Raw genomic sequence first — 17,916 nt, forward strand, 5'->3', positions numbered from 1 at the left:
CTATTACAGCTTATCTAATTTAAAGTAACCAAGGTAAATTTCATCATCCGGCAAGGACGAATTCGGTATGATACTGATACTGAAATTAGCTTTTTGATGAGGCAATAAAATATCTTCAATACGATATATATCATCTACATCTATGCCATATTTATCATCAACATGCGCGTTAGCGCCTTTTGTTGTAGTTGATGGTGTGATGCTATTGGTTTTAAAGAACACGGTTTTTTTAGATTCCTGTACCGCTAATGCCTGCTCTGTTTGAACGGATAACATGGTGTAATGCTGCTCGGCCAGGTCACCGGCTTTGTAACCACCAAGGTTAATAAAGAATAATTTTTTTTCGTCGGCAACCTTTTGTTCTCCTTTAGGGCTAACCACAATGCTGTACCCATCAACTGTATTTACCTCTCGCCAGCCATCAATATGTAGGCTTGCGCCGGCTTCAGGCCAAAAAGCTTTCATTTCCGGAACGAGTTCTTTAATGGATGTGCCTATACCAAAGAAAAAGTCATGTTGTTCAATATGCCTTCCGGGCGCTTTTGAGCCTAAAAGCACCATAAATAATTTATAATTAGTACCGGGTTGCTGGTTCATGGTTTAAAATACTTTTTACAATAATATCCGAAGCCGCCTCACCAAAGTCGAGGCCGGAGTAATCCGGATTGTAGCCGCCAATATACGGAACAGCCATGATATATATCCGCTCATTCAGCGCACCATAACTATCTACAGCTTCAAAATTATCATTAATGGCAATCCCAGGTACCTGCAGGTAATAATTTCCCTCAGAGTCTGTATAAACATTCTTATTCCCTTTGTCCTTTTCTATTAAACCCATTGCCTGGTCTTTAAATCTTAATCGGGCCGGCGCAAGCGTCCTGTATTTGATAAGGCCTTTAAAAGGGAAATCATCATAAGCGAAATGTTGTTGCCCCGTGCTGTCGACAAAGGTTTTGTAAGAACTTTTAATTGGCTTCCCTTTAGTATCGGTGTAATGATAAACAGTTGCTTCATCAGCAGGCTCCACGTAACTATCATCACCTACGGCTATTATTTCCAGTACACCTGCATTGTGAAGTGCCATCATTTCTTCGGCTGAGCTTTGCGGTACAAAGGCAATTACTACAGAAATTAGCGGCATAAGTGTTTTTTGGATGCGCAACATATCTTCGGCCGAAAAATATTTTGCCGGGTAATTCATTGCAAAGCTTAATATAGCGAGCATTTCTTTCCAATAAACAGACTTTCGTTGAGCTATAGATGCCTCGGCTTCGTCATATTCTATTTTTAACAATTCAAAAGGATCTATACTTTCACGCAGAGTCATCATCGCATCAACAAACTCCTCCATGTTCATGTCCTTAATTTCCTCATAGAACGTAGGCCGCTTGGCTTTGAGGGGAAGTTTAAAATCCTGGTCAAAAACATAATCAAGAGATAAGAAGCCGTTATTTTGTGCTCTGTGATCCTTTATTTGTTGTGGTGTAAGGGTTTGATTCTTGGAAAGATGAGGGTCTTCGAGATGGAACCTTACAGCGGGTAACAAACCATTACGAGAATGCATGACCATTTTAAAATCCGGGCTATCATTATGCAGATGGTAAACAACTTGGCCATTTTCGTTTCTGTGATAATGGCCATTGTGCCTGGAAAGTGTACGGATAGCGTCAATGGCAGTTAATGATGAACCTTTAATTGCCACCGGGTGATTGATCTTATGCGCCAGTTTTGCAGGGGGGTAAGGTGAATCGTAATATCCTTTTATTTTATCTTCATTTTTCTTAGGCCAATTATGTCCGGTAGAAATAATTACAATATCAAATTCTAAAACCTGATTATCGTTAATGATAACTGTTACCTTTTCTTCATCAGGGCGATCTATAATGTCTGTGACGCAGTTGTTATAAAATATTTCATATTCAACTCCTTTCTCACTGGCCTTTCGTTGTAATAGCTTAAACTGTTCGGTAAGATATTGGCCAAACAGTAGTCGGGGCAATACTTTGTAATCGTTAAATTTTTCAGGATCAATGTGATATTTATCAACTGTATCACGTGGTACCGATTTAATCCATTTATTTAGCGAAGTAACTAAATCTGGTATTTCATTGCCCGAAACATTGGTAACGTGTTCATCATTTGCGCCATCACGTGAGTAGGGCATGCCTGCTCCCAGGCGATCGCTCTTTTCAAATATGGAAATGGTGAAATTGTGTTCACCTGATTCGACAAAACGTTTAAATATAAATAAGCTGCTCGGCCCTCCGCCAAGTATAGCTATATGCTTTTTTATCTTCAAGTATAAGTTGGTGTCTTTTAATTTAAGATACCTGTTTTTACACCTAATTGTTTTATTATGATTGTTATCACAGCAATTGTGCACAAAAAAGCCGTATATCAATGCTATACGGCTCTGCAGGAAGATCATATCCCCCCTAAATTAATAGTATGATCGTCCTGGTTTTCAAATAAAGCCTCACAATTTCCCAGTTTAAAACTGTAAAGCATACTCAATTATTATTTATAATTGCTTAAACAAAAGTAACCGTGTATGTATAGCTTATCAATAACTCATATGCTGTATATTATGTAGTACAATATTAATGTATCTAACATTGAATAAAATTTAAGTTTTTGCAAATGAATTGATTAGATTGTTTATCCAATATTATTTAAAAAAAAGTTTGCACAGGTACGCAAAAAAGCTACCTTTGCAGTCCCAAAGAAAACCAAACGGGATGTAGCGTAGCCCGGTATCGCGCCACATTTGGGATGTGGAGGCCGCAGGTTCGAATCCTGCCATCCCGACGCTTACGGTGTCAAGCGATACCAAAAAGCCCTTAAATCTATGATTTAGGGGCTTTTTTATTTTATTCCACCCCAATATATTCAAGTTATATCAAAGAAAATGTACCCTATTCGGTGCCCCAAATCTATACTTTATATTTGGGCACAAATAGCGAATTAAGTAACTGATAGTCAATTTGTTATTTGATTTATTTTGATTGGTTTTGGTGTCTTTTAGTGTATTGAAAATTTATGGGCAAATCGCCCGCCTGCTAAATGGTATCAAAGCCCGTCAATATGAAGCTATTGCGAAATAAAAATTGACGAATATGAAAACACAGAACAGCACCTTTGGCGTAATCTTCTACTTAAGAAAGTACAAGGCGACCAATGACGGAAAAACACCTATCTATGCGCGAATCACTGTAAACGGTCAACGTACCGATGTTTCAGTAAAGCGTTCAATTGATCCCGCCAACTGGAATGCAAACAAGGGAATGGCAAAGGGCAGCAAAGAAGAAATTGTAAAGTTGAACAAATATTTAGAGCAATACCGGTCCGGCATTGTAGAAAGCTATCAGCAGCTATCATTACAAAAGAAGCTCGTTACAGCGGAATTAGTAAAGGATAAATTCACTGGTGAAGATCAGGCCGAATTTACCCTATGCAAATTGATGACTTATCACAACTCCGAACAAGCGCAGATATTGAAGCCTGGTACGATGAAGAACTACTTTACCACCCAAAAGTACCTTAAAGAGTTTATCAAAGAACGCTTTAGCACTAATGACAAGTACCTTTCAGAACTCAGCTATAAGTTCATTACTGATTTTGAGTACTTCTTAAGAAATAGGAAACCGGAAAAAGGCCAAAAGCGATTAGAAAACAATGGGTTGATGAAACACCTTGAAAGGTTCTGCAAGATGGTAAACCTTGCTGTCAGGTTAGAGTGGTTAGACCGCAATCCATTTCAGGCCTATCAATTGAAGTTTGATAAAGTCGAGCGGGAATATTTGACTAAAGATGAATTGGCAAGGATTGAAAACAAGCATTTCAATATCGTACGGTTACAGGTTGTTAAAGACCTATTTGTCTTCAGTTGCTATACCGGGCTTGCCTACATTGATGTTTATAATTTAACACCAGCCAACCTGATCGAAAAGGCTAAAGGCAGCCTATGGATTATGACCAACAGGCAAAAGACAAATGAGCCTGTTAGAGTTCCATTATTGCCTAAAGCTTTAGTAATTATCGAAAAATACAAAGGCCATCCACAAGCATTAGCAGAGGGAAAGGTACTGCCTACGTTGAGCAATCAAAAATTAAACAGCTATTTGAAAGAGATAGCTGATATGTGCCACATAAACAAACCGCTGACGTTCCATATAGCACGCCATACATTCGCAACAACTGTAACCTTAACTAATGGTGTCCCGATTGAAACAGTAAGCAAGCTGTTAGGTCATACCAAATTGACTACGACACAAATTTATGCAAAGGTTATAGAAAGTAAGATAAATGATGATATGGCCGCCTTAAGTGCTCGTCTGCAATAATTAACTGAGAAATCTACGGTCGCTATCTGTGACCGTAGATTTACTTACGTTTACTCTATAATATAGTAAAACAGAAAGTCAGATTAAAATCAAACTAAAGCGCTTCATCAATCTCTATTTTAATTGCTTTTGCGTATTCACTCATATCGATAGCAGCAACAGAGCCAATACTTTGTTGTAGGTACCGTGTTAATTGAAAAAAGAACGACACTAATGATACATCAGCTTTACTAAATTCAATCCCTGAAATTGTTCTTGAATTATAATAGTCTTTAATTCGGGATAAAATGTCTGTGTTTTTAATATCCTCCTGACCATCATGTTCAATTATAAATGCACCAAAATCAACTGCGCATCCCATATCAATACCTTTAAGACCAGATAACGACTTTAAATGATTTTCTAAAGTCTCATTTTTTTTAATGGTATTTGTACTTGCTAATATTCCTCCGATAATTTTTGTTAGTGGCCTTGGAGGTCTTTGTTCGCCACGATCGATTATATATGTTGAGGTACGTTTAAGTTTTCGAACACTTTCTATTTTCCGACCTGCATACTCTATATAGCTAATACTCTCTGAAGATACATTTACTGTGCCGTTAAGATCGGGTTTTACTTCAAATACCGCATAAACGCCCTCAGCAGGAATATAATGAATTCCATTTTGTGTGAGTACAAACGGTGTATATTGCTGATCATATATTACGAGATCAATTTGATCGCTTAACTGACCCGTACTATCGATTACGATAGCTTTATCGACACAATAACGATTAGGCAGGTATTTCCTAAGCCATTCTATCCAAGTATCTTCGAGCGAGTCCCCTTTTGAACCTGGATGCAATATAAATTCACGGTTTGTGCTCAATTGAGCTGACATTTGAAGCTGAAGCGCAGAAAATAAATCTTTTAAAATAACCTTACTTGCCATAATTAACTTTCTTTAAATGGTGCTGTAGGAATAATATTCGCAGCAATCTCAAATGCTCTTTTGGGCTGAATTGATTGATCCGGGTAAGCATCTAATACTAAAGATGGCAGCAAACGTTGAACAATATCAGAAAAAGTATAGCCATATTTTCTGTCGTCTGAAGGCCCCGTTAAGGTGACCATGCGTTGAATGTCGTGATCTTTAAAACCCAACTCTCGCAATGGCCCGGATAATACACCATATCTGCTTTCGTCGGACGGTCTTTTGAAATAAACAATTTCCGCTGCACGACGGCGAATTGCAGGATCAAGTGAATTTGGACGATTAGTGCACATTATTACCGCAGCCGGAAATTTCCCATTGCCCAAACTATCAATACCCCTAATAAATGCATTAACCCCCGCTTTGTCTTCGTGGTGCATTTGGTCATTTTCGCGAGATTGTGCAAGTGCGTCGGCCTCATCTACAAGCAAGATTACTGCACCTCTAGATTTACCCGAATGGTTTTTTAGCTTTTTGGCCCGTTCAAGTGTATATTCAAATGCAGAGGATACAAGCTGAGTCATCTGTCCAACCCGCCCCTGGCCTCTTGTGGCCAAGCTCAGCGGAAATAATTCAACATCAATGTCTTCCTGCCTTGCAACTGCATCCCCTATTGTATATGCCAATTCTGATTTCCCTGAACCAACATCACCAGCCAAAACGATTAATGGTGGACGCCTGGTAACAAAATTTAAGATTTGGCTGGCATCCGGGTGGTGTTTTTTAGCCCATTTTGCGACACCATCCGGATTGATTAGCAATCCTAAAATCTTTTTTAAAGTTTCTTTTGTATCATCTAATCCGACAAGTAAACCATATCGGTCATGCATATCTGGATCAGGAAATACTATAGTTTGCTCAAATAATTCCGCAAATGTTGGTTTGTTATTTTCCATTATTAACTTTTTAAAGATGAGCGGTTTAGCGATTTGCCTCCTGATGAATAGCTCTTATCTGAACTTAAATACCCATTAAATCCCGGCTGGGGCGCTCCTGTTCTAACAAATGGTAATGAGTTATGAAAGGAATTTTTATCAGCCTCAGATAAAAAGTGATAAGCCCATGTATAGGTCATATAAGAACTGAAATATGCGCCATTAACATTGGCATTAGGGCTTATTCTTCCAGGATCATCGTCATTAGCATAAGCATCGGCAAGATCTTGTGCGGTATATTTTAATGTAGGTTCCGTCCAAGTTCCATTTATCTTAAATCCGTAGGTGACTTCTTGAAGATATCCCTTCTTTAAAAATTCTATTAATTCTGATTCATAATCAGCAATTTCAGTATCTGACGGTGAATTATAAAAGCGCTGTATGCGTTTTAAATCTGCGGCAACCTTTGATGCCAGGTATTTGGCATGTGTTACAGTAAATGTAGAGGTGCCTGTATTAGTATATGAACTCATAATAATTAAACTTGAAATGATGGGCCAAATATTTTTTGCCAGTAGTAAACAGTTTTTTCTTTTGTAGTTGCAGATAACGCTGCATCGATGGCATCCCCCGCATCGAGTGCCGCATCTATAATGGCATTTGCCTGGTTAGTTGTGTACAACTTAGAAGCGTTATTTTTAGGATTTACAGGATCTATAATTCGTACACGCTCACCGAATGAAGGTATTTCTGACGCTCTATAGTAATCACTGAATGAAATAATTTCTTTCAGGTCACTTTTAGCAAGATAGGTAAAGAAACTTTGCATAGCTTCGGGATAATCAGAGAAATTAAGACCATCGTCCAAAAGCTTTGACATAATTAATTCAACCATAAAGGATTTAAATTTAAAGTCGCTGTTTTCGGCTTTTATATTTCTTACCCAATATTTTGCTAAACGAATCACTTGCGAAAAGTGATCTTTTTGCTTCGCCTTTCGTGTTCTTATAAATTCAAGGTGTCGGGGTATGCAGGTCTCCAGCAGAGAACCATCATCCTGACTCACTACACAACCATACCAGTTTACGTCTCCATAATAAAGTATTGGAACGACATCTACATCTAAGCCTGAGCCTCTGAAAGAAATCGTTACAGAATAGGTTTTCGGTTGCACTTGTTCAGGAGCCATATTAGGAAATGCCTTGCGTAATTTATCAGCAAGATATTCCAATAGCGCCTTTATATCATGGGGTGCATCTGATCCACTTATATAACATGCCATATCAATATCATTAAGCGTTCGCAAAGCTGTTCCTTTAGCCAGGCTACCTGAAAGGAGAATTTTTCTAAGTTTAAAATCAGGATGGTCATCTACATACTCAGTAACTTTTTCGCGAACCCGTGCGGCTTGTGCCCTATATGTATCTGCTTTATCTTTCGGCAGGTTTACGCGATCTTTTGCAAACTGTGCGATATCATCGTGAGATACGTGTATTCTTCCCATAATTCTCTGTTTTTAACTTTTGTCAAAAAATAATTTAGACAAATATAATAAAAAAACAACAGGTTACGACGAAAGTTTCGTCATATATTGCACTTTTTCAACATTTTTATTATTTTATTATAATGTTTATTCGGGTTTTTCGTTATAATTACATCAAATTCGACCCCATGCTCATAAGATTCACTGTTGAAAACTTTCTATCATTTAACCAGGAAACAGAATTTAATATGCTAACAGGAGAGGTTAGGCGTCTTCCTAATCATGTTTTTTCGTTTTCAAAAGTTGACCTTTTAAAAAGTGCTGTCATTTATGGCGCTAACGGTGCAGGAAAATCCAATCTGGTAACTGCAATAAACGTCTTGAGGCATATCATTTTAGATAAAACGGTAAATTATATTCCTGAAGATTCTTACTTCCGACTTGATCAGAACGAAGACAAACCAACAACTTTTGAAATAGAATTTCTATCTGGTAAAAATGGATATGCCTACGGAATATCCGTATATAAAAGCGCAATTGTAGAAGAATGGATGTTTAAACTGAACTTTGGAAAGAAACCGGATGACATCATTTTTGAGAGAAAGTTAAAAAAGGGCGGTCAAGAAAGCCTAAAAATGGGTGATAAATACTCTAAAACCCCGGAAGATAAAATTCTTATTAAAGTTTACGAAGATATTTTAGAGGCTGATAAACCATTTCTTACTACTGTAAAAGAGAAAAAGTTCAAAGAAATTCAGGATGCACGGCATTGGCTGGAAACGGGAATGTTCATTATTTTTCCGCGAATGCACTTTTCGGGGCTTGTAAACAACTTCCTAAACGATGACAGATTCAAATCTTTCACTAACGAATTGATTTGCAATTTGGAAACAGGAATTAAGGAAATTGATGTACAAACAATAGATTTTGATTTGTATTTCGGCGAGGATAATTCTGCCGAAAAAGATCGGGTACTTAAGAAAATCAGAGGTGGCGAATCGGAAAGTGTTGGAGATTTCAAAAATGCCCTGGCCATGATTGAAGGAGGAAAGCCGGTAGTAAAAAAACCTGTCTCCTACCATGCCGATCCTAATGGCAAAAAGGTAAAATTTGAACTTTACGAAGAATCTGATGGTACGTTAAGGTTGATTGATTTTATTCCATTATTATTTTTGATAAAGAATTATCAGGTAACCGTTATCATTGACGAGATTGATCAGAGTATCCACCCATCGTTATTGAAAGAATTTGTAACTAAAATTCAGAATGACTCAGAAAGATTTGGCCAATTGATATTCACAACCCATGAATCAAATTTATTGGATTTGGATTTGTTTAGACAGGATGAAATTTGGTTTGCCGAAAAAAGCAAAGGATGCTCATCACAATTTTATGTGCTCAGTGATTATGATGTGAGAACAGATTTTGACATCAGAAAGGGATATTTATCTGGAAGATTTGGCGCAATCCCATTTTTAGGAAACTTAAAGGATCTAAAGTGGGGGCAATATGTCGAGGAATAAAAACCGCGAATACAAAAAGGGAAAACCTCATAGGGATTTCCGAAAATTTATTATTGTTGCTGAAGGTGAAAGAGAAGATGATTACTTTCATTTCTTTAAAAAACTATCATTAAGAATCGATATTAGGATAGTTAGCCGAGAGGGCGGTAGATCGGCAGCTAAGTATTTTTTGGAAAGGCTTGCCCTATATGATAACCAACATGGTATAGAGAAAGAGGATTTTGTTTGGTTCGTACTAGATGTTGATCGATGGCCTAAAGCCGAAATTCATAATTTGTATGACGCCTGTGAAAATTCCAAAAACTATCATATTGGAATGAGTAATCCAAGTTTTGAAGTTTGGTTATGTTATCATTTTATTAAAACCATACCGGCAGATTTAAATAGTGCCAAAAAATTAAAAGCCCATTTACCGGAAATCGTTAAAGGTGGATATAATCGCGACCTCTTTGCTTCTCAAATCCAGACAGCGACGAAGCATTCAGAAGAAGCAGACTCTAATAAAGAAAATTATTTCCCTGAGTCAGGTGTAACGAAGCTTTACAAGTTAGCATCTCAATTACTATACTTTTTGGGAAACAATTGGTAACAACAATGAAATTAATTGCGATACGATTATATCGTAAATCACATATAACGATTCTGTTATCAGTTTATTCACTATACGTGAACAAAAAATAAAGTTTTTTCTTACTATATACTATGATTTAAACGATGCCTAACAAGTACTTTAAACCCCATAAGCCTTATGATCGTAACCCTCACAAATATGATATTGGTGTATTTGTTGGATTGAAGAAAGGTTACGAGGACAATCTATTTATAAAGAAACTATTTACACTACCAGAACTCGAATACGCCCCATATTATCTCTACCACCTGACTTACTTTTTAAGCAAAGAGCCGAATGGTGAGCAGGAGTTTTTTTCTTTTGTATGGCAGATCGTTTTACGCCGCATTAAGTTCATAGAAACCAAAGACCCTTTTAATTCAAGCCATGCGCTGGACATGGACATATTGGATAAGCTAATTAGCTTTCAAAAGTATCTACGTTCCATCGACCAGTGGAACACGCAAAAAACCTTACCGGAGATTATTGCCGAGCAGCAGGACGAGATCAGGAAGCAGCAGAACGAGATAGTAGCACTTAAAGATGACCTGAAAGCGACGAGAAAGTTAGACACGCAGGAGTATATCAATATTGCGGATGGTTACTTGTTAAGCTTTTTGGATATATGCCTGCAAATGCAGGAAGCTATGTTACCTGATGACGGTAAAGAATTGGTGTTTTCCCAAACGCAGATCGTATGGTGCAAGATGATCGCCAAGTATTTTAAAGAGGGTAATAACGAGATCAGTTTAGAAACCATACGCCGATATTTCCCTGCCGATAAGAATAATCCCGGCTCAAAATACGCCAAAATCCCATCAGAGTTAAAACTGTTTCAGCTTAAACCTGCCCGTAAGCGGAGTTGAAAACCGTTCAAACTTAGCCGTACTTCTTTTCTCTTTTTAAAGGCAGCAATAGCCTGAATTTCAGAATCTTATAAGCTTGTCTTAGCTTAATATAAACGCCGTCAATTTAACCACGCAGTTCCGCGTGGTCACGCCCGCGACACCTTTTTGTTTTCATTTGCTTCATGGAGATCATCAACCAGGAAGCCCTAAGCCGGTGTGTCAGGGATGCAGTCAGGGCAGAATTACAAGAACATTTTAAGGCAAGCGAAGCCTTGCCACAGGACGAACGGCTATTGTCCAAAAAGGAACTGTCCGAGGAATTGGGCGTGTCATTGGTCACGCTTACGGACTGGATGAAAAAAGGCTTACCGTTTTTGCGGCTGCATAAACGGGTGTATTTCAAAAAGAGCGAAGTGCTCAAAATCATGCAACAAAAAATTAAAGAGTAACAGGAGGGCAAAATGAACATCGAGTTTATCACAAAAGAGGATTTAAAAAAGTTAGAGAACTTATTATACGAGATCAAGGGACTTTTAAAACCCGGTCAAGGTCAGAGTAAGCAGTGGCTTAAAAGTTACGAAGTCAGGAAGCTGCTTAATATCTCACCCGGCACCTTGCAGAATTTAAGAGTTAACGGAACGCTCCGATATACCAAGATCGGCGGCTTGCTTTACTACAAGCGTGAAGATATTGAAACCCTTTTAGAGGGTAACGGGAAGTAAGGCTTCGTGTACGAAGCCCAAAGCGAAGCTTTGGTAAAAGGGCGGCGCAGCATACCGCTTGCGGTATAGCTGTGTATCTGGATAGACCGGCCGGAGGCCGTTAACTAAATCCATTTGCCGATAAGAAGCAAGTTTGTGTTTTCGGTACCCGAAAACTCCGCCCATGCCTTCGGCAGGACGGCAAACTTGCTTTTTGCTCCCGATGGTCGCAAAAAGGGGAAAAGGATTTAAGGATAATATAAGTGTATGGAAACCACAGTAAAGACCGTAACAAAAACGACAAAGCCGAAGCATAAAGGCGGCAGGCCGAAAACCAGCATTAAGCGTGAATCACACGCTAAAATCCGCCTGACCGCTACCGAACGATTGGTTTACGACAAGCGGGCAAAAGAAGCAGGTATGAGCCTAAGCGACTTTGTAAGGGCGGCGGCTAAATCCGCGCGGGTCACCGCCCGTCTATCGGTCGATGATATGAAATTGATGCGGATGCTGGCAGGACTTGCCAACAATTTAAACCAGTTGACAAGGCTTGCCCACCGTGACGGATTGCTATCGGTCGCCCGAAAATGTAGTGAGGTTTTAAATGAGATTGACCAGGCATTAAAATACTTCAATAACGATGATCGCTAAAATACCCAAGCCCGGCAGAAGCTTCGGCGGTGTTGTGGAATACAATGTATTGAGAAAGGATGCGGAGTTGCTTTTTGCCGATGGCATTAGGACAGATCATGTAAAGCACATGATAGCAGATTTTAATATGCAACGGAAGCTTAATCCCGGATTGGGTCAGGCGGTCGGTCACATTGCTTTAGGCTTTAGTGCGAATGATAAAGGTAGATTAACCAACGACCTGATGACCGCTATTGCTAAAGACTATCTGCAAAGAATGAAGATTGAGAACACGCAGGTTTTGATTGTCCGGCATCAGGATAAGGCACACCCACATCTGCACATCGTTTATAACCGGGTTAATAATGACGGTAAGACTATTGCCGATAATTTCCAACAGTATAAAAGCATTAAGATCACTAAGGCGCTCACTTTGCAACATGGGTTATATATCGCATTGGATAAGAAACAAGTGAAAAGGGAACAGCTCAAAGGTGCCGATAAAGTCAAATATGAATTGTACGACAAGATCAAAGCTGCGAGCAAGCAGGTGAACACTATCGGAGAACTAAAGCAGATATTAGCTAAACAAGGTATTACAACGCAATACAAGTTAAAAAGCGGTTCGCTGGAGATACAGGGAGTTAGTTTCAGCAAAGGCAAATACACCTTTAAAGGATCTGAAATAGACCGAAGTTTAAGCTATGGTAACCTCGCCAAACAGTTGCAGGAGCAGGCTAAAGAAAAACAAATAGTTGTTCAGCAGCCATCGTTAGCTCAGCAGTTACGGGAGGTGTTAAATAGCGAACGAGGAAAAGAGCAAGGAAGCGATAGGCAAGCATTGAGCGCAGCACTCGATTTATTTGGACACATGCCGGTAATCTCCACTGACCCCGAACCGCCCCGTAAACGCAGAAAGAAAGGCCAGGGTGAAGATGAAGAACAAAGCAGGGGGATGAAAATTTAAACAATTAGAATTATGAAAAACCACGAAGATAATTTACAGCAGGAGATTATAGATAGCTTATCGCGTAAGTTCAGTGAGCTTGAAAAGCGACAAAGTAAATTGGAGGCATCAAACCTTGAAGCAATGCCGGAGCAAATCAAGGAGTTAGAAAGATCTATTGCCGAGAACAAAGGAACGAAAACAACAGAACTCAACGATCAGTTAAAGCAATACGGAAATCAATTAGACATATATGGCCAGCAATTAAAATCCTTTCCAAAGGAAATACCTATCCGCAACAAAATTGAGTTTAATACTAAATCCAAATTTATGGTCAGGGTAATATTGTCTTTGATTGGGATTTCTGCCGCGTCAGTTGGAATAATTGGCGTTTTGGCGTTCGAGTTAGGTAGTCGGTCTGATTATAAAAACAAGTATAAGATTGTGCAGGGATTTTATCCGAGTGTGGCCGGTCAGGTCGATAGTGCATACTCTGTAAACAAGGACACGCTACTTAATCAGGCAGAAATAAATATCGAACATCGAAAAGAAATACTAAATGCGGAATTTGATGCAAAGCAGGCGAAAGAAAAAAATGAGGATGCAAAGCAAAGATTAGAAAAGCTTAAAAAGCGTAAATCAAGGTAATCTACCTGATTACTAATTAATCATGGTGCTTGAGAAAAATAAAAGCCGGGCATTGCGCCTGGCTTTTACCTAATCTTATCACAATCGTCAAGTAATTACATAACGACAGTATTTTTTAAATAAATATTTCATAGTTGAAATATTTATTTACCTGTTAAAAGATCGTTTTTTTCTTTTTCTGCTTGAACCAGGCGTTCATATAGCTTCTTGTTTTCCTCTACTAATTCCAGCAGTTTATCTAACGGATTAAACGTACAATGGTAAAATGGGCCATGATTACTACCGTGGAATGTATTATTAAAATAGTTAACCACGGCTTCTTCAGTAAAGTTCTTTATTGCTTCAGTTGTTACGCCCAATATTTTGGCAATCTTTTCTAATACCTCATCCTCAATAGTTTCGCTCTGTTCAATCCGCGATATTGCTTGCTGGCTAATGCCTAATTCGGTAGCAAGTGTATCTTGCTTAATACCACGCATTTCGCGAATGCGGCCAATTTTCCTACCTATATGATTGTTTGAGGGTTTAGCAGAGGTTTCCATAATTCAAATATACAAAGAAATTATAACGGTAAAGATAACGTCGTACCGGGTAAAAAACACACCCTTTGAGTTCGATACGCAAGCTACCTCGCAGAAATTTGATTGAAACGGTCACAAAATTTCAATCAGCATGGAAAAAATTAACATTAACGGAACGACAATAGGAAATCTTACCATATACAGCGATACAGGTAGTATTTCCGTGGATGGTGTCAAACTTGACCCTAATAATTTGAATGATTCCGAATATAAACGGCTCTACGAACAGGAGCGGCAGCGAGCACTCGTATTAGAAGCAGCACTCAATCGGGAGTTTCCTATAGAGGACTTGGTCGATGATAGTTTTGCCACAGAAGAACAGGCTAACGAACTGGAACAATTAATTGAGGCAGTATCGAAAAAATATGAACTATCCCACATCTTTTGTTTTGCCCGGAAAAGTGAATTGGCTAATCATTTCAGCGTTTTCGTAGATCTCAGTTCCGGTGTAAATATCGATCTGCATTATTTCCTGTTATTTATTACAAAAGGTTCAGAACGGGTAGAACATGAGATACAGGATTACGTCAATAACCATTATAAAACTTTCAAAGTAACTGCCATATCTCACAGCTATGAAAATGCCCGAAGCGCCATAGCGCAGGGAAATAGGTTTTTCATTTATGCTTTTAAGGGCATATCTCTACACCACGACAGGGAAACATTTCTTGACATCGCGTTGCCGAAGTTAAATCCTGTTAATACGCTTGAAAAAGCGGAAAAGCGTTTTCATAACCATATCAGGATGGCATCAGGCTTTTTGTACAGCGCATCCGATTGCATACGCAACCAAAAGTTTTTTGAAAATGGTGTTTTCTCTTTACATCAGGCAGTAGAGCAGGCTTGCATTACACTTATTAAAGTTCACATGGGCTACCGAATTGATTTGCACAATATTGCAAGGTTAATCGCCCTTTGCAGTTGCTTTTCAAATAAACCATTACAAGTTTTTCCGGCAAATGATGCTGATTCGGTAAGATTGTTTCAAATCCTACGCGATAGCTATGGCAACGCCCGGTACAAAGAAGACTTTAAAATTGATGAAGACGATGCAATAATGCTTTTAGAGCGTGTTGCTGCATTTGTAGAACTTGCGGAAAACTTATGCCTTGAATGGATTAACAATCTCCGTACAGAGGTTGGAAATAGCAACAACGAAATACAAACCGAAGATTAATGATTATGGCTATCAAAAAAAGAAAAGATGCGGTAATCATTCCGTCGGATATGTTTTTCTATATCATACCGCTTATCCCATCTCGCCAAAGGTTAACAAGGGAAGACCTCGCAACACATTACGAGCCGCCGAAAGGGCGTAAAGCGTACATGGGTAACCATTATAAACTCATTAGCTTTGAAAACAGCATCTTAACAGTTCAGGTGCATCCCAGTGACGGCTCTGAAAATCATTTATACCTGCATGTAGAACTTGATGAATTGCATGTGGCGTGTACATGCGGTATGCCGGATGATAAACTTTGTTATCATGCCTTTATAGGGCTACATAGCATGTGTTGGCTTACGGAGGGGTTTAATTTTCAGGAAATTTATTGGCCGGGTTATTATGATAGCGCAAAGGCTAAAAAGTTCCTTGAAATAGAGTTGGGTAAGGAACGAATCAATATTTCAGCTAATCCTGATTTTGGCACCTTATACCGCAGCGGATTAAAATTCCCTGATGACCAGCCACCTGCATTGTCAAATCCTACAGATCGAGTGCTTACGCTGAAACCGGGCGAAACTGCTGTTTATTCCTATGCACTTTGCTTTGCAACGGGACGTTTTCGCAATCGCCATTTCCCGTTGTTATTGCCGTTTTTCGGAATAACGAGTAAGGATGGCTCAAAAGTCGTAAGCTTTACGAAATTTATTTTACCTGACAAACTACCTGTTAAATCTAACGGTCATCAATTACAGCAACAATTAGACAGCTATAGTAAAACTTTGTATGGTATTGTTAGGCCGTTGAGTCTTGCGGAAAACAGAGATTGGACAGCTTGGGATAGTACGAAGCACATTGTTTTTAAGATGTGGCAGGAGATATTGCCCTTATTAATTGACTACCCATATAATCAAAGCTATCATTTGTATTGGTTGAAATATTTGAGGGAACGACCTATGAAAACGCTTATGCAGGGTTGTCGGTACAGCTTAGAACGTCCGTCTTTAACTTTCAACCTAACGTATCATAAGCACTATTTTACCCTGATGGTGGATATAATTATAGGTAGCAAGGCAATCAAAGTGGAGCATAAACCTCATTTGTTCGTTTTCGACGAAGAAACAAACACATGCTTTTTAATGAACACTTTGCAGGATGATGAGCTGTTAATTTGGATGACTGACAACAATAATAAGATTACGATACTAGCCGAGCATTTCCATGAATTTGATAAAGACTTTTTGCGTCAGCTAAGCGATAAGTACAGTGTTTTCTTTTCTGAAAGATCGGGTAAGCGGATAGCTTATGATTGCAATTTAGTAAAATCGATTACAGGCGTTTAGAAATGCACGGCGGGGAGCGGTTGCGGCAAACGGCTCCATACTTACGCCGTCAGCCTCACCGCAAGAATAAAGCGCAGTTGCCCTTTAATATAGCCCCTCAGTCACCATGCGCCGCAAAGGTAGCCCACGCCGGAATAAAACGTCAAGGCTATACAAGCGGGCAATAATGTTTTTGTTTTTCAGCGGCTTGCCCGGCCTTGACATTTTATCCGGCTAAGCGCTTTTGGTTGCTTACATGGTGATTAAGGGGCAGTGTGTTTTTTAGTACAAAACAATTTGCAATAACATTATCTAATCCCTTTAAACATTTGATCAATGCACTTTTTCTTTTGATCCATGTTAGGGTGAACATATAAATTCAATGTTGTACTTATATTCGAATGCCCTAATAATACACTAACAGTTTTATAATCGCATTTACTTTCTATGCACCGAGTGGCAAAACTGTGTCGCAACCCGTGAAACTTAAGTTTAGGCATATTTAATTCCCGCATAAATCTTTGGTAGTAACTACGATATGTTCTTGGTTCAGTTGGTTTGAGATCGTTTGTCAACATGAAAAATTTTGAATTAACGATTTTTTTCATCGGTTTTAGCATTTTGATCAGGTCTCGATTCATCGGAATTTCTCGGATAGAATTCTTGGTTTTAGGGGTGTCGATTAAAATTTCTGTTTTACGTTCACCACCTTCGAGCGTGTAAATACGCTGGATAGTGCGTCGTACATGTATTATACCATTGTCCGTATCAACGTCGTCCCAAGTCAATGCACAAATTTCCCCGATGCGTACACCTGCACTTAAGCAGATATATATGCCAAGGTTGCGAAAAGTAAAATGTTGTTGTACATAGCACATTACCTTTTTTTGATCCGCCCTACTAAGGACCTCTATGCTGTTCTTTTCACGTTGTGTAGGGTATTGAATATCAAATGGTCGATATTCAATCCACTGATGCTTAGCACCAAATTTTAATGCCATTTTCAATACAATCAAAATGTCTTTAACCGATTTCTGGCTTAACCCTTCATTTAGTTTTTTGAGCACGAATGCTTGAATTTCTGCCTCAGTCAACTTTAGGTTATCACCAAATGCTGGATTAAGATGATTTTCAATCAATAACATGTATGCCGAAAATGTTGATTTCTTGACGTAACGCTTTTTGTCTGCTTTCCATAATTCGATAATTTCTGCGATTTTTTTTGTTTCATTCATGATGTTCTTTAGGGTTGTTTTTAAGATTTAATT

At 38.7% G+C, this 17,916-nt stretch carries 19 protein-coding genes and 1 tRNA gene; 12 read left to right on the top strand and 8 right to left on the bottom strand.

Annotated elements, in window-relative coordinates; genetic code table 11:
* Positions 1-3: 3 nt before the first annotated feature.
* Positions 4-597, bottom strand: coding sequence for a DUF1543 domain-containing protein (locus CKK33_RS10520; protein ID WP_198952458.1), 594 nt, complete (start codon positions 595-597; stop codon positions 4-6).
* The gene (locus tag CKK33_RS10525; RefSeq protein ID WP_198952459.1) at positions 575-2,302 is read right to left on the bottom strand and encodes an FAD/NAD(P)-binding protein; all 1,728 of its coding nucleotides are present in this window, start codon (positions 2,300-2,302) and stop codon (positions 575-577) included. Before CKK33_RS10525 ends, CKK33_RS10520 begins: the two co-directional genes overlap by 23 nt.
* A gap of 435 nt (positions 2,303-2,737) precedes the next feature.
* On the opposite strand from CKK33_RS10525, the gene CKK33_RS10530 reads away from it, so the two are divergent.
* Positions 2,738-2,811 (top strand) — tRNA-Pro (locus CKK33_RS10530).
* 308 nt (positions 2,812-3,119) lie between these two features.
* Complete coding sequence (locus CKK33_RS10535; RefSeq protein ID WP_095704068.1) at positions 3,120-4,346, top strand: site-specific integrase; 1,227 nt, start codon at positions 3,120-3,122, stop codon at positions 4,344-4,346.
* Positions 4,347-4,440: 94 nt separating this feature from the next.
* Here CKK33_RS10535 and CKK33_RS10540 read toward each other — a convergent pair whose 3' ends face one another.
* Genes CKK33_RS10540 through CKK33_RS10555 form a run of 4 tightly spaced genes read right to left on the bottom strand, consistent with a single transcriptional unit; the run spans position 4,441 to position 7,698 of the window.
* Positions 4,441-5,277, bottom strand: coding sequence for a DUF6602 domain-containing protein (locus tag CKK33_RS10540; RefSeq protein WP_095704069.1), 837 nt, complete (start codon positions 5,275-5,277; stop codon positions 4,441-4,443).
* Between the two features lie 2 nt (positions 5,278-5,279).
* A complete protein-coding gene (locus CKK33_RS10545; RefSeq protein ID WP_095704070.1) occupies positions 5,280-6,215 on the bottom strand; it encodes an AAA family ATPase in 936 nt (311 codons plus the stop codon).
* A gap of 2 nt (positions 6,216-6,217) precedes the next feature.
* A complete protein-coding gene (locus tag CKK33_RS10550; RefSeq protein ID WP_095704071.1) occupies positions 6,218-6,727 on the bottom strand; it encodes a hypothetical protein in 510 nt (169 codons plus the stop codon).
* Between the two features lie 5 nt (positions 6,728-6,732).
* Positions 6,733-7,698 (bottom strand): CBASS oligonucleotide cyclase, encoded by a 966-nt coding sequence (locus CKK33_RS10555; RefSeq protein WP_095704072.1) that lies wholly within the window; start codon positions 7,696-7,698, stop codon positions 6,733-6,735.
* A 167-nt stretch (positions 7,699-7,865) separates the two neighbouring features.
* Here CKK33_RS10555 and CKK33_RS10560 point away from each other — a divergent pair, with 167 nt between their 5' ends.
* The 8 genes from CKK33_RS10560 (at position 7,866) to CKK33_RS10595 (ending at position 13,583) form a co-directional block, all read left to right on the top strand.
* Entirely contained in the window at positions 7,866-9,200 is a 1,335-nt protein-coding gene (locus CKK33_RS10560) for an ATP/GTP-binding protein (RefSeq protein WP_158223424.1), read from the top strand.
* On the top strand, positions 9,187-9,789 hold the full coding sequence (locus CKK33_RS10565; protein ID WP_095704074.1) for an RloB family protein: 603 nt from the start codon (positions 9,187-9,189) through the stop codon (positions 9,787-9,789). Before CKK33_RS10560 ends, CKK33_RS10565 begins: the two co-directional genes overlap by 14 nt.
* A gap of 125 nt (positions 9,790-9,914) precedes the next feature.
* Positions 9,915-10,676, top strand: coding sequence for a hypothetical protein (locus tag CKK33_RS10570; protein WP_095704075.1), 762 nt, complete (start codon positions 9,915-9,917; stop codon positions 10,674-10,676).
* 164 nt (positions 10,677-10,840) lie between these two features.
* Positions 10,841-11,107: an AlpA family transcriptional regulator gene (locus tag CKK33_RS10575; protein ID WP_095704076.1), complete on the top strand. Its 267-nt coding sequence runs from the start codon at positions 10,841-10,843 to the stop codon at positions 11,105-11,107.
* A gap of 12 nt (positions 11,108-11,119) precedes the next feature.
* Positions 11,120-11,380: a helix-turn-helix domain-containing protein gene (locus CKK33_RS10580; protein WP_095704077.1), complete on the top strand. Its 261-nt coding sequence runs from the start codon at positions 11,120-11,122 to the stop codon at positions 11,378-11,380.
* Positions 11,381-11,626: 246 nt separating this feature from the next.
* A complete protein-coding gene (mobC, locus tag CKK33_RS10585; protein ID WP_095704078.1) occupies positions 11,627-12,010 on the top strand; it encodes a plasmid mobilization relaxosome protein MobC in 384 nt (127 codons plus the stop codon).
* Positions 12,000-12,956, top strand: a complete 957-nt coding sequence (locus CKK33_RS10590; RefSeq protein ID WP_095704079.1) for a relaxase/mobilization nuclease domain-containing protein — start codon at positions 12,000-12,002, stop codon at positions 12,954-12,956. The genes mobC and CKK33_RS10590 overlap by 11 nt, the downstream gene beginning before the upstream one ends.
* Before the next feature lie 12 nt (positions 12,957-12,968).
* Positions 12,969-13,583: a hypothetical protein gene (locus tag CKK33_RS10595; RefSeq protein WP_095704080.1), complete on the top strand. Its 615-nt coding sequence runs from the start codon at positions 12,969-12,971 to the stop codon at positions 13,581-13,583.
* A 143-nt stretch (positions 13,584-13,726) separates the two neighbouring features.
* On the opposite strand, the gene CKK33_RS10600 is transcribed toward CKK33_RS10595, so the two are convergent.
* Positions 13,727-14,125, bottom strand: a complete 399-nt coding sequence (locus tag CKK33_RS10600; RefSeq protein ID WP_095704081.1) for a helix-turn-helix domain-containing protein — start codon at positions 14,123-14,125, stop codon at positions 13,727-13,729.
* A 130-nt stretch (positions 14,126-14,255) separates the two neighbouring features.
* Between CKK33_RS10600 and CKK33_RS10605 the strand changes: the two genes are divergently transcribed.
* Both CKK33_RS10605 and CKK33_RS10610 read left to right on the top strand, forming a co-directional pair.
* Positions 14,256-15,341 (top strand): HEPN domain-containing protein, encoded by a 1,086-nt coding sequence (locus CKK33_RS10605; protein WP_095704082.1) that lies wholly within the window; start codon positions 14,256-14,258, stop codon positions 15,339-15,341.
* Between the two features lie 5 nt (positions 15,342-15,346).
* Positions 15,347-16,669 carry a hypothetical protein gene (locus tag CKK33_RS10610; protein WP_143822943.1) on the top strand — a complete coding sequence of 441 codons (1,323 nt, stop codon included), beginning with the start codon at positions 15,347-15,349 and terminating at the stop codon, positions 16,667-16,669.
* 287 nt (positions 16,670-16,956) lie between these two features.
* Here CKK33_RS10610 and CKK33_RS10615 read toward each other — a convergent pair whose 3' ends face one another.
* On the bottom strand, positions 16,957-17,883 hold the full coding sequence (locus CKK33_RS10615; protein ID WP_095704084.1) for a site-specific integrase: 927 nt from the start codon (positions 17,881-17,883) through the stop codon (positions 16,957-16,959).
* Between the last annotated feature and the right edge of the window lie 33 nt (positions 17,884-17,916).

This window comes from Mucilaginibacter sp. MD40 (genome assembly GCF_002288635.1).
Lineage (GTDB): Bacteria > Bacteroidota > Bacteroidia > Sphingobacteriales > Sphingobacteriaceae > Mucilaginibacter.

What these genes read in the sequence shown, in the direction of transcription:
- CKK33_RS10520 (WP_198952458.1), bottom strand. Translation starts at nt 597, where the DNA reads ATGAACCAGCAACCCGGTACTAATTATAAATTATTTATGGTGCTTTTA.
- CKK33_RS10535 (WP_095704068.1), top strand. Translation starts at nt 3,120, where the DNA reads ATGAAAACACAGAACAGCACCTTTGGCGTAATCTTCTACTTAAGAAAG.
- CKK33_RS10540 (WP_095704069.1), bottom strand. Translation starts at nt 5,277, where the DNA reads ATGGCAAGTAAGGTTATTTTAAAAGATTTATTTTCTGCGCTTCAGCTT.
- CKK33_RS10545 (WP_095704070.1), bottom strand. Translation starts at nt 6,215, where the DNA reads ATGGAAAATAACAAACCAACATTTGCGGAATTATTTGAGCAAACTATA.
- CKK33_RS10550 (WP_095704071.1), bottom strand. Translation starts at nt 6,727, where the DNA reads ATGAGTTCATATACTAATACAGGCACCTCTACATTTACTGTAACACAT.
- CKK33_RS10555 (WP_095704072.1), bottom strand. Translation starts at nt 7,698, where the DNA reads ATGGGAAGAATACACGTATCTCACGATGATATCGCACAGTTTGCAAAA.
- CKK33_RS10560 (WP_158223424.1), top strand. Translation starts at nt 7,866, where the DNA reads ATGCTCATAAGATTCACTGTTGAAAACTTTCTATCATTTAACCAGGAA.
- CKK33_RS10565 (WP_095704074.1), top strand. Translation starts at nt 9,187, where the DNA reads ATGTCGAGGAATAAAAACCGCGAATACAAAAAGGGAAAACCTCATAGG.
- CKK33_RS10570 (WP_095704075.1), top strand. Translation starts at nt 9,915, where the DNA reads ATGCCTAACAAGTACTTTAAACCCCATAAGCCTTATGATCGTAACCCT.
- CKK33_RS10575 (WP_095704076.1), top strand. Translation starts at nt 10,841, where the DNA reads ATGGAGATCATCAACCAGGAAGCCCTAAGCCGGTGTGTCAGGGATGCA.
- CKK33_RS10580 (WP_095704077.1), top strand. Translation starts at nt 11,120, where the DNA reads ATGAACATCGAGTTTATCACAAAAGAGGATTTAAAAAAGTTAGAGAAC.
- mobC (WP_095704078.1), top strand. Translation starts at nt 11,627, where the DNA reads ATGGAAACCACAGTAAAGACCGTAACAAAAACGACAAAGCCGAAGCAT.
- CKK33_RS10590 (WP_095704079.1), top strand. Translation starts at nt 12,000, where the DNA reads ATGATCGCTAAAATACCCAAGCCCGGCAGAAGCTTCGGCGGTGTTGTG.
- CKK33_RS10595 (WP_095704080.1), top strand. Translation starts at nt 12,969, where the DNA reads ATGAAAAACCACGAAGATAATTTACAGCAGGAGATTATAGATAGCTTA.
- CKK33_RS10600 (WP_095704081.1), bottom strand. Translation starts at nt 14,125, where the DNA reads ATGGAAACCTCTGCTAAACCCTCAAACAATCATATAGGTAGGAAAATT.
- CKK33_RS10605 (WP_095704082.1), top strand. Translation starts at nt 14,256, where the DNA reads ATGGAAAAAATTAACATTAACGGAACGACAATAGGAAATCTTACCATA.
- CKK33_RS10610 (WP_143822943.1), top strand. Translation starts at nt 15,347, where the DNA reads ATGGCTATCAAAAAAAGAAAAGATGCGGTAATCATTCCGTCGGATATG.
- CKK33_RS10615 (WP_095704084.1), bottom strand. Translation starts at nt 17,883, where the DNA reads ATGAATGAAACAAAAAAAATCGCAGAAATTATCGAATTATGGAAAGCA.